The sequence below is a fragment of the Variovorax sp. GW821-FHT10C12 genome, from assembly GCF_059415405.1.
Window position 1 is genome coordinate 2,215,275 of the sequence record NZ_JBWKNE010000001.1, and the last position, 17,145, is coordinate 2,232,419.

Here is a 17,145-nt window from a genome sequence, read left to right on the forward strand (position 1 = left end):
CCGCCGATTCGTCCGAAGGAGCTTGTCCATGTTCGCTACGCCAGAACGCACCGTCAAGATTCCGGGCCCCGACCATGCGATCACCATCACGCCGAATCCGTTGCGCGTGGTGGTGTCGGTGGGAGGCCATGTCATTGCCAGTTCACGCGAAGCACTGACCTTGCGCGAATCGCATTTCGGCACGGTGCACTACCTTCCGCGCAAGGACGTGCGCATGTCGCTGCTGGAGCGCACCACGCATGCGACCTACTGCCCGTACAAGGGCGAGTGCGCCTACTACAGCATTCCAGCCGGCGGCGAGCGCTCGGTGAATGCCGTGTGGACCTACGAGTCACCCTACGAATCGGTCGCGCCGATCAAGGACTACGTGGCCTTCTATCCGGACCGCGTGGGCACGATCGAAGAACGCTGCTTCTGACGACCGCCCCACCCCGTTCGTGAAAAAACCGGCCCTTGCTTTCGCAAGGCCGGTTTTTCTTTCCCTGGCCCGCCGACACCCGCCCCGTGGGGCAAGGTGCGCGCACCAGTCATCGCGTCGATGAATTACAGCGGCAGTGCATCGCCACGTGCGGCGGCACGGGCCTCGGCGCGCACGCTGGCGCGGTCCAGGCCGCTGGCCAGCACCGGTGCCACGCGGGAGGTCACGGCTTCGCTGTAGGGGTTCTCGCTGCGAGCGGCCACCACGGCCTGGGCGCGCACGGCGTCGCGGCTCACGGTCGACACGAACACCTGGGCGGGGCCTGCCTCGGCGCCGGTGGCATAGGGGTCGGCGCTGTGCGCGGCCACGACGGCTTGGGCGGCGACGTCGGCGCGGCTGGCGGCCGAGGTCAGGCGATGCACACCTTCGTAGGTTTCAGCGTGGGCGGCACCGGCGACGGCCATCAGGGCAACAGCAACGGCGGAGAGGATCTTCGAGGCGTTCATGGCGGTTTCCTTCTTCAATTCAGTTCAGTAGTACAAGTGTTGGCTTGGATGGTTTGAACCGGTCTGGGGTGGGTCACCGTCCCTCTTCTTGAAGGGCGGCCAACTCGCTCGGGGCCTGTTCATCCGGACCGGCTTTGGGGGCCGGTCCGTGAGATGAATTGTGCGCGGCGATCTAGGTAAAAACCCGCGGCAAAAAGAACCACGGCGTTCCCGAAAAGGAAACAATGCGGCGCGCCAACGCCGCCATCAGCCCCAGGTCAGCGGGTCGAGCCGAAGATAGAACTCGAGCCGGCCGTCGTCGAGCGCGTCGATGCCCAACTGTGCGAACAGCAAGGCATGTGCGGCACGCGCGTCGGCCGCATCGCGCCAGCTCTCGCGCGCATTGCCCAGCAGCAGCGACAGGTCGACATACCGGTCCGCCGTGCCGAGCCGCCCCACGTCGATGAGGCCCGAGCATTGCAGCGTCTGCGGATCGACCAGGAAGTTCGGCAGGCAGGCATCGCCGTGGCACACCACGAGGTCTTGCGCCTCCTGCGCGAGTCGGTGCGGCAGGTCGGCGTGCAGCCGTGCCAGCAGCAATGATGGGGGAACATCCTGCTGGTCCGGGTCGAGGAACTCCGGGTTCACCGCGCCGCGCGCGACGACATCGGCGGCACGGTCGAACATCGCCGACAGCGGGCGCGCAAACGGGCACTCGCCCGCCGGAATCTCGTGCAGCGCGCGCAGGCGCCGCGCCATCGACGGCCAGGCGCGCAGCAAGTCAGCCGCCGGCAGGTCGCTGGCCGGCACGCCCGGCACCGCGGCCGTGACCAGGCAGGCACCCTCGGGCGTCGCGCGCCAGTCGAGCACGCGCGCGGAGCCGACGTTGTACGGCGCGAGCCATTCGGTGCGGCGGCGTTCCTCGTCGAGCTGCGCGGCGCCCGCACCGAGCGACACCTTCGCGAAGGCCGCGCCATCGCTGCGGCGGAACACCGCATCGCCCGACTCGCCCTCGCTGGCCGGCGCCCACGTCGTGCCGACGGGCAACCGGGGCAGCATCTGTTCGATCGTGCCCATGCCTCAGTGCCCCACCGACTTCGAGAACACGTTGACCACCACCACGCCCGCGATGATCAGCCCGAGCCCGACGATGGCCGGCGCATCGAGCGTCTGGCCGAACCAGAGCCAGCTCACCACCGAGATCAGCACGATGCCCACGCCCGACCAGATCGCATAGGCGATGCCGGTGGGCAGCACGCGCAGCGCGAGCGAGAGAAAGTAGAACGACACGGCGTAGCCCACCACCGTGGCCACGCTGGGCCAGAGCCTGGTGAAGCTGTCCGAGGCCTTGAGGAAGCTGGTCGCGAGCACTTCGACGACGATCGCGACAGCGAGGTATGCATAGGTCAGGGTCATCGCCGGACTCTAATCGCGCGCAGTCCGTGCGGCCTCGGTGGCCTTGCGCGATCCGGGGCCGAAGGCGCGTGCGTTTGACGCTCTCTCGAAGCTGTGCGCACAGCACCGGAAGCTTCAGGGCGGCAACAACAACGGTCCGCAGTGGGTATCAGTGACGAACACCGCCATGAGCTTCGCGGGCTTCACCGGGTCAGGGTTCTCCGCGAACATGTGCAGCGTGTTCGGCGGCTCGAAGAAAGTCTCGCCGCTCTTGAAGGTGCCCACCGGGCCGCCGCCCAGCTGCGAACGGATGGTGCCCTCGACAATGATCGCGGTCACCGAGCCCGGGTGACGGTGCGCGGGCGAATAGGCCAGCGGCGGAAAGTCGACCAGCACCGTCGTCACCGACTTGCCGGGCACGTGCGGCAGCGCCTCACACGACAGCACCTTGACCTGCGTCGCCGGCCGCGCCGTCGCCTCCGAACCGGCCGGCACCGGTGCAGACGCGAACATCGGCCGCGCCACCGAGCTGCATACGTCGGCAAACCACTGCACGGCCTCCTGCTGGCCGGTGCGCGGCATCAGCGCCCAGCCGGCGGCGAGCACCAGCGACAGCCCTGCAAGACCCGCGCCGATCGACGGCGTGCCATGCCAGCGTGCGGCCTTCATGACGCGACCTCCTGCGACGACCGCAGTGCCGCATGCCACGCCAGTTCGCGCTTTGCCTTCTCGCTGCTGACCTCGGCGCTGTCCTCCGCGATGTTGAAGATGCCGCCGCGCGCATGCCGCATCGCGAGCAGTGCCGCCCAGGCCGCGGCCTCGACATGCACCGGGCTCGCGCCCTTCGGTGCCGCGTTCGCGGTGCCCGGCCCATGCAGCTGCCCGTAGCGCAGCACCGTGCCCGTGAGACCGACGGCACCCAGCACGCTGCGCTCCAGCGCCGCCACGCCGTCGATGCTGATGCGGCGACCGCCTTCGGCCCCGGGGTCGAGCGGGTCGCCCTCGGTGTGCGGCGTCGGCCCGGGCGCGTAGGCCCAGGCGATGCTCTGCGCAATCAGCTGCGTCGCACCGGCCGCCAGCGCCGCCGCCACGAGGTGCCGCGTGCCCTCGATGCGCACGCGCGCATTGCGGACCACCGCCTCGGCCATCAGCGCCGGGTCCAGGTCCCGGGGCAGATCGGTGAGCTGGTGGATGACGACCGTGGGCGCGATGCGCACCAGCGCGTCGCGCAAGGCCTGCGCGTCGAACACGTCGACGACGACCGGCGTGGCGCCGCGTGCCTCCAGCGCCGCCGCACGCTCGGCCCGACGGGTGCCGCCATGCACCGTGTGGCCGGTCTCGACCAGCAGCGGGATCAGCGCCGAGCCCACGGCCCCGGTCGCGCCCGCCACGAATACCTTCTCGCCCATTGCGTGTCCTTCTTTCCTGCTGGCTGTTCGAAGGCTCGAGCTTAGGATCGCGATGCACCAGACGAAAGAACCAAGAATCGTCAAAATTACTGGGCCATGATCGAACCACCAGACAACGCCCTCCCCGGCATCGACCGCTCGACCGCGACCCCGCTGCATCGCCAGGTCTACGAGCGCTTTCGCACCGCGATCGAGCACGGCGTGCTTCGCCCCGGCGACCGCGTGGCCTCGGCGCGCAGCCTGGCCAGCGAGCTGGGCGTGGCGCGCGGCACGGTGGAAGCGGCCTACAGCCAGCTCGCGGGCGAGGGTTATTTCTGCGCGCAAGGACAGGCGGGCACGGTGGTGTCGCCGTCGCTGCCGGTGCAGCGGCCGGTGCGCACCGGTTCGCGCCCCGTCGCGGATGCGCCTGCACTGACCGGCCCCACCGCCCCGCCGCCGCTGCAACTGGGCATCCCCGCGCTCGACGCCTTTCCGCGCAAGCTCTGGGCGCGGCTGATGGCCCGCCGTGCGCGCGCCATGGGCGCGGCCGACCTGTTCTACGGTGACCCGGCAGGCCATGCGCCGCTGCGCGAGGCCATCGCGGCCTACCTGCGGGTGTCGCGCGGCGTGGGCTGCCAGCCAGCGCAGGTGTTCGTCACCGGCGGCTACCGCGCGTCGCTGGCGCTGGTGGCGCGCACGCTGCTCACCCGGGACGACCGCGTGTGGATCGAAGACCCCGGGTACGCGCCCACGCGCGACGTGCTGCACAGCGCCGGCCACCGCGTGGTGCCCGTGCCGGTGGACGACGAAGGCCTGGTGGTCGCGCGGGGCGTGCGCCGCTCGCCGAAGGCGCGCATGGCGGTCGTCACGCCCTCGCACCAGGCGCCGCTGGGCGTGTCGATGTCGCTGGCACGCCGGCTGCAGCTGCTCGACTGGGCCTCGCGTGCCAAGGCCTGGATCGTCGAGGACGACTACGACGGCGAGTACCGCTACGCCGGCGCGCCGCTGCCCGCGCTCAAGAGCCTCGACGGGCACGACCGCGTGCTGTACGCAGGCAGCTTCTCGAAGGTGCTCTACCCGGGCCTCGCGCTGGGTTACCTGGTGGTGCCCGAATCGCTGCGCGAACGCTTCGAGGAAGCGGTACGCATCGCGTCCAACGGCTGCCCGCAGATCACGCAGGCCACGGTGGCCGACTTCATGCGCGACGGCCATTTCTCGCGGCATCTGAAGAAGATGCGCCTGCTCTACGCGCGCCGCCGCGCCCTGCTGGTCGAGGCCTTGCACAAGGCCTTCGGCGGCGGCGTGCACATCGACCTGCAGGCCGGCGGCATGCACTTGATCGCGCGCTTCGAAGGGCACCGCGACAGCGACGTGGTGCTGGCGCGCCGCGCGCAAGCGGCCGGCCTGAACTGCCAGCCGCTGTCGGCCCGGGGCACCACGGCCGTTGAAAGCCAAGGGCTGCTGATGGGCTTCACCAACGTCGCCTCGCCCACCCAGGCACGCCAGCTCGCGACCCGGCTGCGCGCGGCGTTGGGCTGAGGCTTACGCGCGAAGATCGACTTCGGGCCGCATCGACGATGCGCCGTTCCAGCGCACCTCGAAGCCTGCGCCGCGGAACTGGCCGACCACCAGTTCGCCGACGCGCTGCATGTCCGCATCGCCGCCTTCGGGCGCGCCCCAGAACGCGAGCGACAGCTGGCTGGTGCGCTTGGCGCGGTTCTGGTCCTGCCGCGTGTAGAAGCAGAAGCCGTGCACGCCGGCCTTTTTGCCGCCGCGTTCGCGGAACGCTTCGGAGCAATCGGAGAAGCCGTCGGACTGCGTGTCGCCCGCGTCCTGCAGCGCGACCAGGCCCGCCTGCGTCAGTGCGGCGAACACCTCGGCAATGCGTGCCTCGGCGGCGCGCCACTGCGCGGCGCTCATCTTCACCGGGTCGGGCTCGGGCGGCGGTGGCTCGGGCAGCGCGTGGCCGGTGATGCGCGACAGCAGCTGCGCCACCTCTTCCTCCATCGCGTTCTCCGTGATGTGGTTGCCGTGGCTGTCGCGCACGTCGGGGTTGGCGCCCGCGTCGATGAGCAGTTGCACCGGCTCCGTGGTCGGCGAGAACTCGGCCGCGAGGTACAGCGCGGTGCGGCCGCCGGTACCGGTGTATTCGAGCGGGCTGCCGGCGTCGAGCAGCAGTTGCAGCACGGCGAGGATCGGTTCGAGCTCGGCTTCGTTCGTACCCGCCGCGGCACATTGCAACGCGGTGAAGCCCTGCTTGTTCACGGCGGCCAGGTCGGCCCCGGCCGCAATGCAGGCGCGCACCGTGTCGACATCGGCTTCGCCCGCCGCGTCGAAGATCTTCTTCGGATTCATGGCATCTCCCTGTTGGTTTTTGGATTCTGCCCCAGGCGCCTTGCACTTCACAGACCGCGCGAACCTCGCTACATTCGACGCCTCGATCAACAAACCGGACTGGAGGTGCGCGATGGAAGACACTGCTATTCACTCTCCCTCCCACGTACGGTTTGTCGGGTCGCATCCGAACTGCTGCTGAAGCGCTTTCCACGCTCCAGGTGCCGCTGAAGGCGCCACCAGCCAGCCCGTTCGACCCTCGCGGTGTCCTGCCGCGACACGCCGTCCGATTCAGACAGACAACGCCACGCGGGCACACCTGTGCCGCGTGCGGTTCGTTCCCTTTTCGAATCAAGGCTCACCATGCTTGAAACCCGTGCCGCCGATGCGCGGCAGTTCGCGACTTCTCTTTTCGATCCGCAGCGGGCGTCCGCTGAAGAATGGGCGCAGGCGCTGGCCTACTGGCGCCAGCGCCACGACGAAGACTTTCCGGGCGACCCGCAGCCCGAGGACGCCCACACCCAACAGAACGTGCAACAGCACACACCGCTGCATGTGGTGCACCGCGCCTTCGCGCGGGACGCGCAGGGCCGCATCGTCGGCAGCCTCAACATGGGCGTGCGCCGCGAAGGCTCGCCCGACTACGCGACCTTCGCGCCTTTCATCGACGTGTGGGGCGGCGTGCTGCGATCGCACCAACGCCAGGGCGTGGCCAGCACCTTGCTGCACCGGCTTCTGCCGCTGATGGAGGCGCGTGGCCCTTCCACTGCGACCTTCAAGACCCACTTGCCGGAAGGCCGGGCGTTTCTCGCGACCATCGGCGCGACCGAGAAGCACCGCAGCATCGAGAACCACATGGCCTTCGCCGGCCTGGACGAGGCTGCGCTCGCCCGCTGGCGTGCCGACGCGCTCGCGCCGCAGCACGGGCTGCGCCTGGAAATCCACGCAGGCCGCGTGCCCTTCGATCGGCTGGCCACGCTGATGGCGCCGCTGTCCGCGCTGCTCGAAGACGCGCCCACCAGCGCGCTGGAACGCGCGCCCCTGCGCTTCGAGCTGGAAGGCTTCCACGCCTGGTACGCCGAAATCGACCGGCGCGGCGGCGAGCACTTTCTCGTGCTGCTGCGCGATGCCAACGACGACGTGGCCGCCGTGTGCGACGCCAGCTGGAACCAGCTGTACCCCGACCGCATGTTCCAGCGCCTCACCGGGGTTGCCCGCCATTGGCGCGGCAAGGGACTGGCCAAGGGCGTGAAGGCGATCATGTTGCAGCTCGTGCGCGAACGGCATCCCGAGGTGGTGATCGCCGTCACGCAGAACGCGGAGGCCAATGCGCCCATGCTCGCCATCAACCGCCAGCTGGGCTTTGCCCCGCACAGGCATGATGGCGCCTACCAGATCGGCACGGAAAGCCTGAGGGCCTTCCTCTCGACCCGCCCCCTGGCTGTGCCGGAGGCGCGCGCATGAAGACACCCCCCAGACTGCAATCCCTCGTCGACGAAGGGCTGATCGACAGCGTCGTGCGCCAGCTCATGAGCGGCAAGGAAGCCATGGTCTACGTCGTGCGCTGCGGCGAGGACACGCGCTGCGCCAAGATCTACAAGGAAGCCGACAAGCGCAGCTTCCGCCAGGCCGTCGACTACACCGAGAACCGCCGCGTGAAAAACACCCGCGAGGCGCGCGCCATGGCCAAGGGCACGCGCTTCGGCCGCAAGGTGACCGAGGCCATCTGGCAGAGCGCCGAGGTCGATGCGCTCTACCGCCTGGCCGCGGCCGGCGTGCGCGTGCCCACGCCGCACAACTTCCTCGAAGGCGTGCTGCTGATGGACCTGGTGACCGACGCGAACGGCGACGCCGCCCCGCGCCTGAACGACGTGGCCTTCTCGCCCGACGATGCGCTGCGCCACCACGCGAGCCTGCTCAAGGAAGTGATGCGCATGCTCTGCGCGGGCATCGTCCACGGCGACCTGTCGGAGTTCAACGTGCTGCTGGCCGAAGACGGCCCGGTGATCATCGACCTGCCGCAGGCGGTGGACGCGGCGGGCAACAACCACGCCAAGCGCATGCTGCTGCGCGACGTGGAGAACCTGCGCAACTTCTTCGGGCAGTACGCGCCCGCGCTGCTGCAGACGCACTACGGCGACGAGATCTGGCAGCTCTACGAGCGCGGCCTGCTGCGGCCCGAGACCGAGCTCACGGGCACCTTCGTGCGCGAGACCGGCCCGGTCGACCTCAGCAACGTGCTGCGCGAAGTGGACGACGCACGGGCGGAAGAAGCGGCGCGCCAGCTGCGGATGCAAGCGCCGCGACAATAGCGGGCTGACTCCGCCCGCCCCGATGACTTCCAACGCCCTGCCCCAGCGCCCACCCTTTGCTTCCACCGCCGTGCGCCACATCGCCCGGGCTGCGGCCTTCGTGGCGCTGGGCCTCGGCCCGGCCGCCCACGCCGGCGCCATCCGGCTGGAAGACGACCGCGGCCGGGTGCTCGAACTGCAGGCGCCGGCCAGACGCATCGTGTCGCTGATGCCCTCGCTCACCGAGACGGTCTGCGCGCTCGACGCCTGCGACCGGCTCGTGGGCATCGACCGCCACGCCAACTGGCCGGCGGCGGTGAAGGGCCTGCCGCAGGTCGGCGGCATGGACGACGCGAACATCGAGCGCATCGTCGCGCTCAAGCCCGACCTCGTGCTGCTGCGCCCGCGCAGCCGCGCCGCCGAGGCGCTGGAGCGCCTGGGCATCAAGGTGCTGGCGCTCGACGCCAAGACCCATGCCGACATGCGCCGCGTGATGGAAACCGTGGCCCGCGCCACCGGCAAGCCGGGCGCGGGCGAGGCCTTCTGGCGCAGCCTCGATGCCCGGCTGAACGCGGCGCGCGCCCGCGTGCCGCTGAACTGGCAGGGGCGGCGCGTGTACTTCGAGGTGCACGGCGGCGTGGCGGCGGCAAGCGAAAGCTCCTTCATCGGCGAGACCCTGGCGCGCCTGGGCCTGGCCAACGCGGTGCCGGGCTCGCTCGGCCCCTTCCCCAGGATGAACCCCGAGTTCGTGGTGCGCGCCAACCCCGACGTGCTGATGGTCTCGGCCCTCGGCGAAATCTCGGCCATGGCGGGGCGGCCCGGCTGGTCGGCCATGTCGGCCATCCAGCGCGGGCGCGTCTGCAGCTTTGCCTCGGCGCGCTTCGACCTGATGATGCGGCCCGGTCCGCGGCTCGACGAGGCGGCCGACGCCATCGTGAATTGCCTTGCGTCGCTGGATGCGCCGCGCAACTGACTCGCGTACCCCATGAACTTCGACATCGTTCCCGCCGCGAACTTCGGCACCGACGAACTCACCGCGCTCTGGAACCGTTCCTACGAGGACTACTTTGTGCCGATCGCGTTCGACCGCGCGATGTTCGAGCGGCATGTGCGGCGCGCCCAGGCAGACCTGGGCCTCTCGCGCGTGATCGTCGCCGACGGCGAGGCCTGCGGCCTCTCGCTCGTCGGCCGGCGTGGGCCGCGCGCCTACCTCGCGGGCTTCGGCATCGCGAGCGCGCAGCGCCGCCGCGGGCTGGCGAAGCAGCTCATCGACGCGCAGCTGCGCGACCTGTCGGCGGCCGGCATCGCGCAGGTGCAGCTCGAAGTCATCGAACAGAACCCGGCGCGGCAGCTCTACCGGCAGGCGGGCTTCGTCGAAACCCGCACGCTCGAGGTGCTCGAAGGCAGCCTCGAGCCTCGCGCCGAGGCAGCTTCGACAGCGCCCGATACCGACGCGCTCGCCGCCCTGCATGCAGCCTGCTCCGCTGTCTCGCGCCCCACCTGGCGCCGCGAGTGGCCGACCGTGCAAGGCGCACTCGCCCACGACGGCGCCGTGGCCCTCGGCGCGGCAACGGGCGGCTACGCCATCCTGCTGCCGCCGGCCTTGCCGCTGCACATGCTGCTGGACGCCGCCGCGCCCGACGAAGCCTCGGCCCATGCCTTGCTCGACGCGCTCGCGCAGGCACGCCCCGGCGCGCGCTGGCGGCTGGTCGACGAGCCCGAGGGCAGCCCGCTGCACCGCGCCCTGGCCGCACGCGGCGCCACCGTTGTCATACGCCAGATCGAGATGACCGCGACACTCCATCCCACCCCTTCTTCCGATTCCTCGCGCCCCGTCCGTTCATGAAGTCCCCCAAGCGAACCTCGTCCACCCCGTTCATCCGCGTGGGCCCCAGCGGCGTGCATGGCCTGGGCGCCTTCGCCACGCGCGACCTGCCGGCCGAAGCCTTCCTGGGCCTGTACGAAGGCCGCCGCTACACCAAGCAGGAAGTCGCCTCCAAGCTCTGGGACGACCAGCTCACCTACCTGTTCACGCTGACGACCGGCGAGACCATCGACGGCGCCAAGGGCGGCAACGCCACGCGCCACCTGAACCATTCGTGCGAGCCGAACTGCGAGGCGGTCGAGGAGTACGACGAGGCGGGCGAGATGGTGCTGCGCTTCCAGACGATGGAGGCGGTGGAGGCCGGCGACGAGCTCTTCATCGATTACTCGCTGACGGCCGACGACGGCTCGCCGCCGTCGAAGTACCCCTGCCATTGCGGCTCGCCAAACTGCCGCGGGACGATGCTGGCGCCGGTGGAAGCCGTGGCTGAGAAAGACGGGCCGGCCACGGCGGCCGATGTGGCCCCAGCGGTTTCAGACCCGCGCAGGCCGGTCAGCGAGCTGCCCTGGTGACGTAGCTCAGGGCGACTCGCTCTTCACGCTGCGCAGCTGCGCCTCCGCGCGTTCGAGCTCGGTGCGCAGCGTGCGAATCTCGTGCTCCAGCTTTTCGATGCGCGCTTCGCGGCTCATCGGCGCGAGCGCCTGGCAGCGCAGCTGCAGCGCGCTCAGGGTGTCGGCCAGCTCACGCCGGCGCAGCATCTGGCCACGGGAACGGGCCAGGGCCATGTCGCGCTCCAGCGCTGCTTCCTGCGCCTTGCACTCTTCGGCACTCAAGGGCTGCGCGGACGCCTCGGTTTGGGCAAAGGCGGCAGGCATGGCCAGGGTCAACACAAGGGCCAGGAGACGGGGTTTCGGACGCATGCCGTACGGTACCCGAACTCCCTGGCGGAAACGGCCTTCAGCCCTTCAGGCTGCAGTCGTTCTGGCGATGCACTTGATCTCGATCAGCCAGTCCGGACTGCCGAGCCGCGCCACCTGCACCAGCGTCTGCGAGATCTGCGGCTCGCCGCCGAACATCTCGGCGCGCAGGGCGAACAGTGCCTCGGCCTGGCCGAGAAAGCCGTCGATGTCGGTGACGAACAGGGTTTCGTCCACCACGTCGGCCATCGAAGCGCCGAAGGATGCGAGCACGCTGCGCACGTTGGCGTAGGCCTGCCGCACCTGCGCCGCGATGTCGCCGGCGCCGAGGGTGCGGCCCTCGCCGTCCACGCTCACCTGGCCCGAGAGATAGATGGTGTCGCCGACCTGCACGCCGTCGGCAATGATGTGCTTGAACGCGCCTTCGCGCACCACGCGGCGGGGAGTGACGGACATGGGCTTCCTTTCGTTGAGAGCGCGGCAGTATCGAAGGCGCCGCGTGCACTGGCATGCCGTGCCGCGGATGCCCCTTCTCGCCCCAAGTCGATCCACGAGCGCCGAGGCGCGCCCCGCGATCCTGTGATTCAGGCGCTGAGGTAGCGGGCGTCCCACTGCACCGCGAGCTGCCGCGCCCGGTGCAGCGGCGTGCGAGCGCGCTCGAAGTCCATCACGCAGGCGACGTCCGCGGCGGCGGGGCGCGCGGGGCTTTCGTTGCTGCGGCCGTCCGTCAGCAGCCACAGCCAACGCTGACGGCTCTCGTGCTTTGCCAGCAGCTGCTGCACGCGCAGCACGCCCATCGCCAACGGTGTGCCCCCACCGGCCGCGATGGGCGCAACCCAGTCGTCGTTCCAGGCGCTGGCGCGGCGCGGCGGCAGGCGCAGCTCGACCACGTCGCCGGCAAAGCACAGCAGCGCCACATGGTCGCGCCGCTGGTAGGCCTCCTGCATCAGCGCGAGCAGCTGGCCCTTGGCGCGCGCAAGCTGGCCGTCGTGGCGCATCGAAGCCGAGCAGTCGAGCAGGAAGCAATGCAACGCGCCGCTGCGCGCCTCCTGCGGGCGATGGCGCAGGTGCGCGGCCTGCAGGCGGTCCGCGCCGCGGGCGACGAGCGTGCGCGGCCAGTCGAAGGCCGTGCCGGGCGCGGCAGCGCCGTGCCAGGCGTCCCGTTGCGTGCCCTGCCTCCGGTCACCCTGGCGTGCGCCAGCGGGTGCGGCGTCCCGGAGGCTCAGGCTTTTTTTGGGGCGGCCTGCTGGTTGGAGATCAGCGGGCGCAGCGGCTTCACGCGCTCGATGCCGACGGGCTCGGGCGGCATCGCGCCCCAGTCGCCGTCGCCGGCATCGCGTGCAGGTGCATCGCCCGGATTGCGGCGAGGTGCGGGTGACGCCATGGGCGGCGCCACGGCCGCTTCGGCCGCCGGATGGCGCCGATGCAGCAGCACCGCCTCGGCCACGCGCTGCACATGGTCGTCGGTGATCGATGCCGCGCCTTCCCACGCCGCAAGCGCACGCGCCGAGCGCAGCATCACGAGGTCGGCGCGCAGGCCGTCCACGCCGGCCGCGATGCACAGCGCGCCGACGGCTTCGTGCACCGCATCGCCATACGGCAAGGCCGCCGCGTCCGCCACGCGCGCGCGCGCACGCACCAGCGCCGTCGCGAGTTCGGCCTCTTCCTTCGCATGCGCCGCGCGAAAGCCTTGCGGATCGGCATCGAAGGCCAGCCGCGCACGCACGATGGCCTGGCGCTCGGCCGCGTCCTGCAGGTTGCGCAGCCGCACGCACAGGCCGAAGCGGTCGAGCAACTGCGGGCGCAGCGTGCCCTCTTCCGGGTTCATGGTGCCCACGAGCACGAAGCGCGCGGCATGCCGGTGCGAGATGCCGTCGCGCTCCACCACGTTGACGCCGCTGGCCGCTGCGTCGAGCAGCGAGTCGATCAGCGCGTCGGGCAGCAGGTTGATCTCGTCGACGTACAGCACGCCACCGTGCGCGCGCGCCAGCAGGCCCGGCGCAAACTTCAATTCGTGGCCGGCCAGCGCCTGCCCGAGGTCGAGCGTGCCCACGAGGCTCTCGAGGCTCGCGCCCAGCGGCAGGGTGACGAAGGGCGCACCGGGCAGCAGCTCGGCGAGCGCGCGCGCAGCCGTGGTCTTGGCGGTGCCGCGCGGGCCTTCGATCAGCACGCCGCCCAGCGCGGGATCGACGGCGGCCAGCAAGAGCGCCTGGCGCAGCTGCGGCTGGCCGGCGATCGCGGCAAAGGGGAACAGCACCGGCATCGGGGCGGCTGTGGTCATCGGAGGCTTCCTTCCATCTGCTGCTCGTGGTCGAGCAGCAGGTTTTCCAATTGGTCCTTGTAGTCGCCGGGCGACTGCCAGAGGCCGCGCTGCATGGCTTCCAGCAGGCGGTTGAGCATGTCCTGCAGCGCGCGCGGATTGTGCGCGTTCACGAAGTCGCGGGTGGCCTCGTCGAGCACGTAGGCGTCGGCCACCATCGCGTACTGGTGGTCGCCCACCACGCGCGCGGTGGCGTCGAAGCCGAACAGGTAGTCAACCGTGGCGGCCATCTCGAAGGCGCCCTTGTAGCCGTGGCGCTTCACGCCGTCGATCCACTTGGGGTTGACCACGCGCGAACGGATCACGCGGCTGATTTCTTCCTTCAGCGTGCGCACGCGCGGCGCCTGCGGGTTGCCGTGGTCGCCGTGGTACATCGCGGGCTGCTGCCCGCTCAGGTGGCGCACGGCGGCGGCCATGCCGCCCTGAAACTGGTAGTAGTCGTTGGAATCGAGCAGGTCGTGCTCGCGGCTGTCCTGGTTCTGCAGCACGACGTTCATGGCGCGCAGCCGGCGCACCAGCGCATCGCCCGCCGGCACGCCGTCTCTGCCCTGGCCGTAGGCGTGCGCGCTGCCGCCGACGTAGGCCTTCGACAGGTCGTCGTCGCTCTGCCAGTCGCCATGGTCGAACAGCGGCTGCAGGCCCGAGCCGTAGCTGCCGGGCGCGGAACCGAACACGCGCCAGCCGGCCTGCGTGCGCGCCTCGCCGGGCGCCACGCCCTGCGCTTCGAGCGCCGCCGCCTCGCGCAGGATGCGTGCGCGGATCGGGTTGCGCTCGGCGTCTTCGTCGTCCTGCGCGGCCACGGCCTGCACGGCGGCGTCGAACATCTGCACGGCATTGGGAAAGGCGTCGCGGAAGAAGCCCGAGATGCGCAGCGTGACATCGATGCGCGGACGCCCGAGGCCCACGGTGGGCAGCACCTCGAAATCGACCACGCGCTGGCTGCCCGGCGCCCACTTGGGCCGCACGCCGATGAGCGCGAAGGCCTGCGCCAGGTCGTCGCCGCCGGTGCGCATGGTGGCCGTGCCCCAGACCGACAGGCCGAGCGCGACCGGGTAGTCGCCATGCTCCTGCAGATGGCGTTCGACCAGCTGCGCGGCGGACTTGAGCCCGAGCATCCAGGCCGTGGGCGTGGGGATGGCGCGCGTGTCGACCGCGTAGAAGTTGCGCCCGGTCGGCAGCACGTCGGGCCGGCCGCGCGAGGGCGAGCCGCTCGGGCCCGGCGGCACGAAGCGGCCCTGCAGTGCACGCGACAACTGACGCAGTTCTTCCCCGCCACACGCATCGAGCGCGGGCGCGAGACGGTGCGCGATGCGGCCCATCACGGCAGCGGTGCGCGGCAGTCCGGCCGGGCAGGCGTCCGCTTCGAGCAGTTGCTGCGCCAGCAGCTCCAGCCGCTCGCGCGTGTCGCCCTGGTGGCGCCAGGCCTCGTCGCTCACGGCCGCCAGCAGCGCGGGCCGCGCGCCCTGCCAGGGCTTCGCCGCGTCGATGTCGAGCGGGTCGAAGGCGTCGCCGGGCAGCAGGTCGGCCGCGAGCGCGCCGAGCAACCCGGCGTTCTCGCCCGCGCCGTCGCCGGCCGGAAAGCGCGCGAGCGCGAGCAGCGTGTCGCGTCGCAACCGCGCGCGCGGCGAATCGCCGAACACATGCAGGCCGTCGCGGATCTGGGTTTCTTTCAGCTCGCACAGGTACGCATCGACGCGCGCCAGCACGGCATCGTCTTCCGCGCCCGGCATTCCCAGTTCTTCGACCAGGTGCTGCGCGCGCACGGTCGCGAGGATCTGGGCACGCAGCACCTTGGCGCGGCGCGCATCGACCAGCAGCGCGTCGTAGTACTCGTCGACCTGCCGCTCCAGGTCCTGCAGCGGGCCGTGGTTCTCGGCGCGCGTGAGCGGCGGCATCAGGTGATCGACGATCACGGCCTGCGTGCGGCGCTTGGCCTGCGCGCCCTCGCCGGGATCGTTGACGATGAAGGGGTACACGTTGGGCAGCGGCCCGAGGATGGCGTCGGGCCAGCAGGTGGCCGACAGCGCGAGGCTCTTGCCCGGCAGCCATTCGAGGTTGCCGTGCTTGCCGACGTGGACGACCGCGTCGATGGCGAACACATCGCGCAGCCAGAAATAGAACGCGAGATAACTGTGCGGCGGCACCAGCTCGGCGTCGTGGTAACTCGCGTAGTCGGCCAGACCCAGCGGTCCCAGCGCGCGCGCCGGCTGGATGCCGACGAACACGCGGCCCAGCCGCAGCCCGGCGATCATGAAACGGCCCTGGCGCAGCATCGGGTCGTGCTCGGGCGGGCCCCATTGCGCATCGATGGCGGCGGCCATGCCCTCGGGCAGCGCCGCCAGGCGGGCGCGGTAGTCGGCGAGCGCGTAGCTCTGCCACGCGGGCCGCGCGGGCCATTGGGCGGGGTCGTTGGCGATGCCCTCCTGCAGCGTGCGCATCAGCGCGTCGCCATCGGCGGGCAGCGCGTCGAGCGTGTAGCCCTCGGCCTGCATCGTGCGCAGGATGGCCATCACCGAGGCCGGCGTATCCAGCCCCACGCCGCTGCCGATGCGGCCTTCGCTGCCGGGGTAGTTCGCCAGGATGAGCGCGACGCGCTTCTCGTCGGCGCGCAGGCGGCGCAGACTGCACCAGCGGCGCGCGAGTTCGGCCACGAAGGCGATGCGGTCGGGCTCGGGGCGGTAGCCGACCACCTCGGTCTGCGTGAGTTCGCAGCGGTGCGACAGGCCCTTGAAGCTCACGGCGCGCGTGACGATGCGCCCGTCCATCTCGGGCAGCGCGATCTGCATCGCGATGTCGCGTGGGCGCAGGCCCTGGCTGTCGGCCAGCCAGTCCTCGCGGTTGCCGCCGCTCACGATCACCTGCAGCACGGGGGCATCGCCCGCGAGTGCCAGAGGCTCACCGCTTTCGTCCGAAGCGCCCTGCCCCAAGGCAGCGAAGGCGGTGGTGTTGAGCACCAGCTGCACGTCGTGTTCGCTGCACAGCGCACGCAGTGCGGACAGGCACAGCGGGTCCTTGAGCGAATCGAGCGCCACGGGCAGCGGGTTCAGTCCTTGCGCATGCAGCGCGGCGGCCAGCGCATCGAAGGCCTCGGTGTTGCCCGACAGCAGGTGCGAGCGATAGAACACCAGCGCGACGACGGGCGCGTTCGCATGCCAGCCGGCGCGCAGGTCGTCGATGCCCGCGACCGTGTGCGTCGCGTCCATGCCGCCCGGCACATGCAGCGCGACCTGCGGCAGGCTGCGCGGCGGCAACGGCGCCTCGCCGTGGCCCAGGCCATGGAAGGCCACCGCACGCAGGAACTGCGCCGCGTTGCCCGCGCCGCCCGAGCGCAGGTACTGCCACAGCTGCCGGCTCACGCCGCGCGCCGCGGTGCCGCGCGCGAGCAGGTCTTCGTCTTCCTGCAGGTCGCCCGAGAACATCGCGAGCTGCTGGCCCTGGCGCTTCGCAAGCTTTTCGAGCTGCTGCAGCCCGTAGGCCCAGGCCGACTCGGCCCCCAGGTGGTCGACCACCACCACGCGCGCATGCCGCAGCACCTCGTCGACGTACAGGTCGAGCGACGCGGGCTGGCGCAGGTGCATGAGGTTGGCCAGCCGCAGCGACGGGTAGCCGGGGTCGGTGGCCGCCAGCGCCGTGCGCGCGGCAGCGAGCAGCGCGAGCGTGGTGTCGGCCGAACTGAGCACCACGATGTCGCCCGGCGTCTGGTCGAGCCGGGTGACGACGCTCGGGTCGTCTTCGACGAAGCGGCCGGGCTGGGTGCTCAGCAGGTGCATGC

At 70.9% G+C, this 17,145-nt stretch carries 18 protein-coding genes; 7 read left to right on the forward strand and 11 right to left on the reverse strand.

Features of this window, described 5'->3' with window-relative positions; all coding sequences use genetic code 11:
- Positions 1-28: 28 nt before the first annotated feature.
- A complete protein-coding gene (locus tag AC07OH_RS10590; protein ID WP_062481469.1) occupies positions 29-418 on the forward strand; it encodes a DUF427 domain-containing protein in 390 nt (129 codons plus the stop codon).
- A 125-nt stretch (positions 419-543) separates the two neighbouring features.
- Here AC07OH_RS10590 and AC07OH_RS10595 read toward each other — a convergent pair whose 3' ends face one another.
- The 5 genes from AC07OH_RS10595 to AC07OH_RS10615 form a co-directional block, all read right to left on the reverse strand.
- Positions 544-924 carry a hypothetical protein gene (locus tag AC07OH_RS10595; protein WP_062481471.1) on the reverse strand — a complete coding sequence of 127 codons (381 nt, stop codon included), beginning with the start codon at positions 922-924 and terminating at the stop codon, positions 544-546.
- 246 nt (positions 925-1,170) lie between these two features.
- Positions 1,171-1,962 (reverse strand): APH(3'') family aminoglycoside O-phosphotransferase, encoded by a 792-nt coding sequence (locus tag AC07OH_RS10600; RefSeq protein ID WP_495300973.1) that lies wholly within the window; start codon positions 1,960-1,962, stop codon positions 1,171-1,173.
- Between the two features lie 21 nt (positions 1,963-1,983).
- Positions 1,984-2,319, reverse strand: coding sequence for an SMR family transporter (locus AC07OH_RS10605; protein ID WP_095947131.1), 336 nt, complete (start codon positions 2,317-2,319; stop codon positions 1,984-1,986).
- 114 nt (positions 2,320-2,433) lie between these two features.
- The gene (locus AC07OH_RS10610) at positions 2,434-2,967 is read right to left on the reverse strand and encodes a cupin domain-containing protein (protein WP_495300577.1); all 534 of its coding nucleotides are present in this window, start codon (positions 2,965-2,967) and stop codon (positions 2,434-2,436) included.
- Positions 2,964-3,707, reverse strand: a complete 744-nt coding sequence (locus tag AC07OH_RS10615) for an NAD-dependent epimerase/dehydratase family protein (RefSeq protein ID WP_495300578.1) — start codon at positions 3,705-3,707, stop codon at positions 2,964-2,966. The genes AC07OH_RS10610 and AC07OH_RS10615 overlap by 4 nt, the downstream gene beginning before the upstream one ends.
- 96 nt (positions 3,708-3,803) lie before the next feature.
- Here AC07OH_RS10615 and pdxR point away from each other — a divergent pair, with 96 nt between their 5' ends.
- Positions 3,804-5,225 (forward strand): MocR-like pyridoxine biosynthesis transcription factor PdxR, encoded by a 1,422-nt coding sequence (gene pdxR, locus AC07OH_RS10620; RefSeq protein ID WP_495300579.1) that lies wholly within the window; start codon positions 3,804-3,806, stop codon positions 5,223-5,225.
- 3 nt (positions 5,226-5,228) lie between these two features.
- Here the strand turns inward: pdxR and AC07OH_RS10625 are convergent, their stop codons facing one another.
- Positions 5,229-6,041, reverse strand: coding sequence for an ankyrin repeat domain-containing protein (locus tag AC07OH_RS10625; RefSeq protein ID WP_495300580.1), 813 nt, complete (start codon positions 6,039-6,041; stop codon positions 5,229-5,231).
- Positions 6,042-6,383: 342 nt separating this feature from the next.
- On the opposite strand from AC07OH_RS10625, the gene AC07OH_RS10630 reads away from it, so the two are divergent.
- Genes AC07OH_RS10630 through AC07OH_RS10650 form a run of 5 tightly spaced genes read left to right on the forward strand, consistent with a single transcriptional unit; the run spans position 6,384 to position 10,708 of the window.
- Entirely contained in the window at positions 6,384-7,484 is a 1,101-nt protein-coding gene (locus tag AC07OH_RS10630) for a GNAT family N-acetyltransferase (protein WP_495300581.1), read from the forward strand.
- Positions 7,481-8,332 (forward strand): PA4780 family RIO1-like protein kinase, encoded by an 852-nt coding sequence (locus AC07OH_RS10635; RefSeq protein ID WP_495300582.1) that lies wholly within the window; start codon positions 7,481-7,483, stop codon positions 8,330-8,332. Before AC07OH_RS10630 ends, AC07OH_RS10635 begins: the two co-directional genes overlap by 4 nt.
- A 22-nt stretch (positions 8,333-8,354) precedes the next feature.
- The gene (locus tag AC07OH_RS10640) at positions 8,355-9,284 is read left to right on the forward strand and encodes an ABC transporter substrate-binding protein (RefSeq protein WP_495259906.1); all 930 of its coding nucleotides are present in this window, start codon (positions 8,355-8,357) and stop codon (positions 9,282-9,284) included.
- 12 nt (positions 9,285-9,296) lie between these two features.
- Entirely contained in the window at positions 9,297-10,157 is an 861-nt protein-coding gene (locus AC07OH_RS10645; protein WP_495300583.1) for a GNAT family N-acetyltransferase, read from the forward strand.
- Entirely contained in the window at positions 10,154-10,708 is a 555-nt protein-coding gene (locus AC07OH_RS10650) for an SET domain-containing protein (protein ID WP_495300584.1), read from the forward strand. Before AC07OH_RS10645 ends, AC07OH_RS10650 begins: the two co-directional genes overlap by 4 nt.
- 6 nt (positions 10,709-10,714) lie before the next feature.
- Here AC07OH_RS10650 and AC07OH_RS10655 read toward each other — a convergent pair whose 3' ends face one another.
- From AC07OH_RS10655 to cobN, 5 genes are all read right to left on the reverse strand, one after another.
- The gene (locus AC07OH_RS10655; RefSeq protein WP_495300585.1) at positions 10,715-11,011 is read right to left on the reverse strand and encodes a DUF1090 family protein; all 297 of its coding nucleotides are present in this window, start codon (positions 11,009-11,011) and stop codon (positions 10,715-10,717) included.
- A 90-nt stretch (positions 11,012-11,101) separates the two neighbouring features.
- Positions 11,102-11,509 (reverse strand): RidA family protein, encoded by a 408-nt coding sequence (locus AC07OH_RS10660; RefSeq protein ID WP_495300586.1) that lies wholly within the window; start codon positions 11,507-11,509, stop codon positions 11,102-11,104.
- A gap of 128 nt (positions 11,510-11,637) precedes the next feature.
- Positions 11,638-12,084: a vWA domain-containing protein gene (locus tag AC07OH_RS10665; protein WP_495300587.1), complete on the reverse strand. Its 447-nt coding sequence runs from the start codon at positions 12,082-12,084 to the stop codon at positions 11,638-11,640.
- Between the two features lie 191 nt (positions 12,085-12,275).
- Positions 12,276-13,334 (reverse strand): magnesium chelatase ATPase subunit I, encoded by a 1,059-nt coding sequence (locus AC07OH_RS10670; protein WP_495300588.1) that lies wholly within the window; start codon positions 13,332-13,334, stop codon positions 12,276-12,278.
- On the reverse strand, positions 13,331-17,143 hold the full coding sequence (gene cobN, locus AC07OH_RS10675) for a cobaltochelatase subunit CobN (protein ID WP_495300589.1): 3,813 nt from the start codon (positions 17,141-17,143) through the stop codon (positions 13,331-13,333). Before cobN ends, AC07OH_RS10670 begins: the two co-directional genes overlap by 4 nt.
- Between the last annotated feature and the right edge of the window lie 2 nt (positions 17,144-17,145).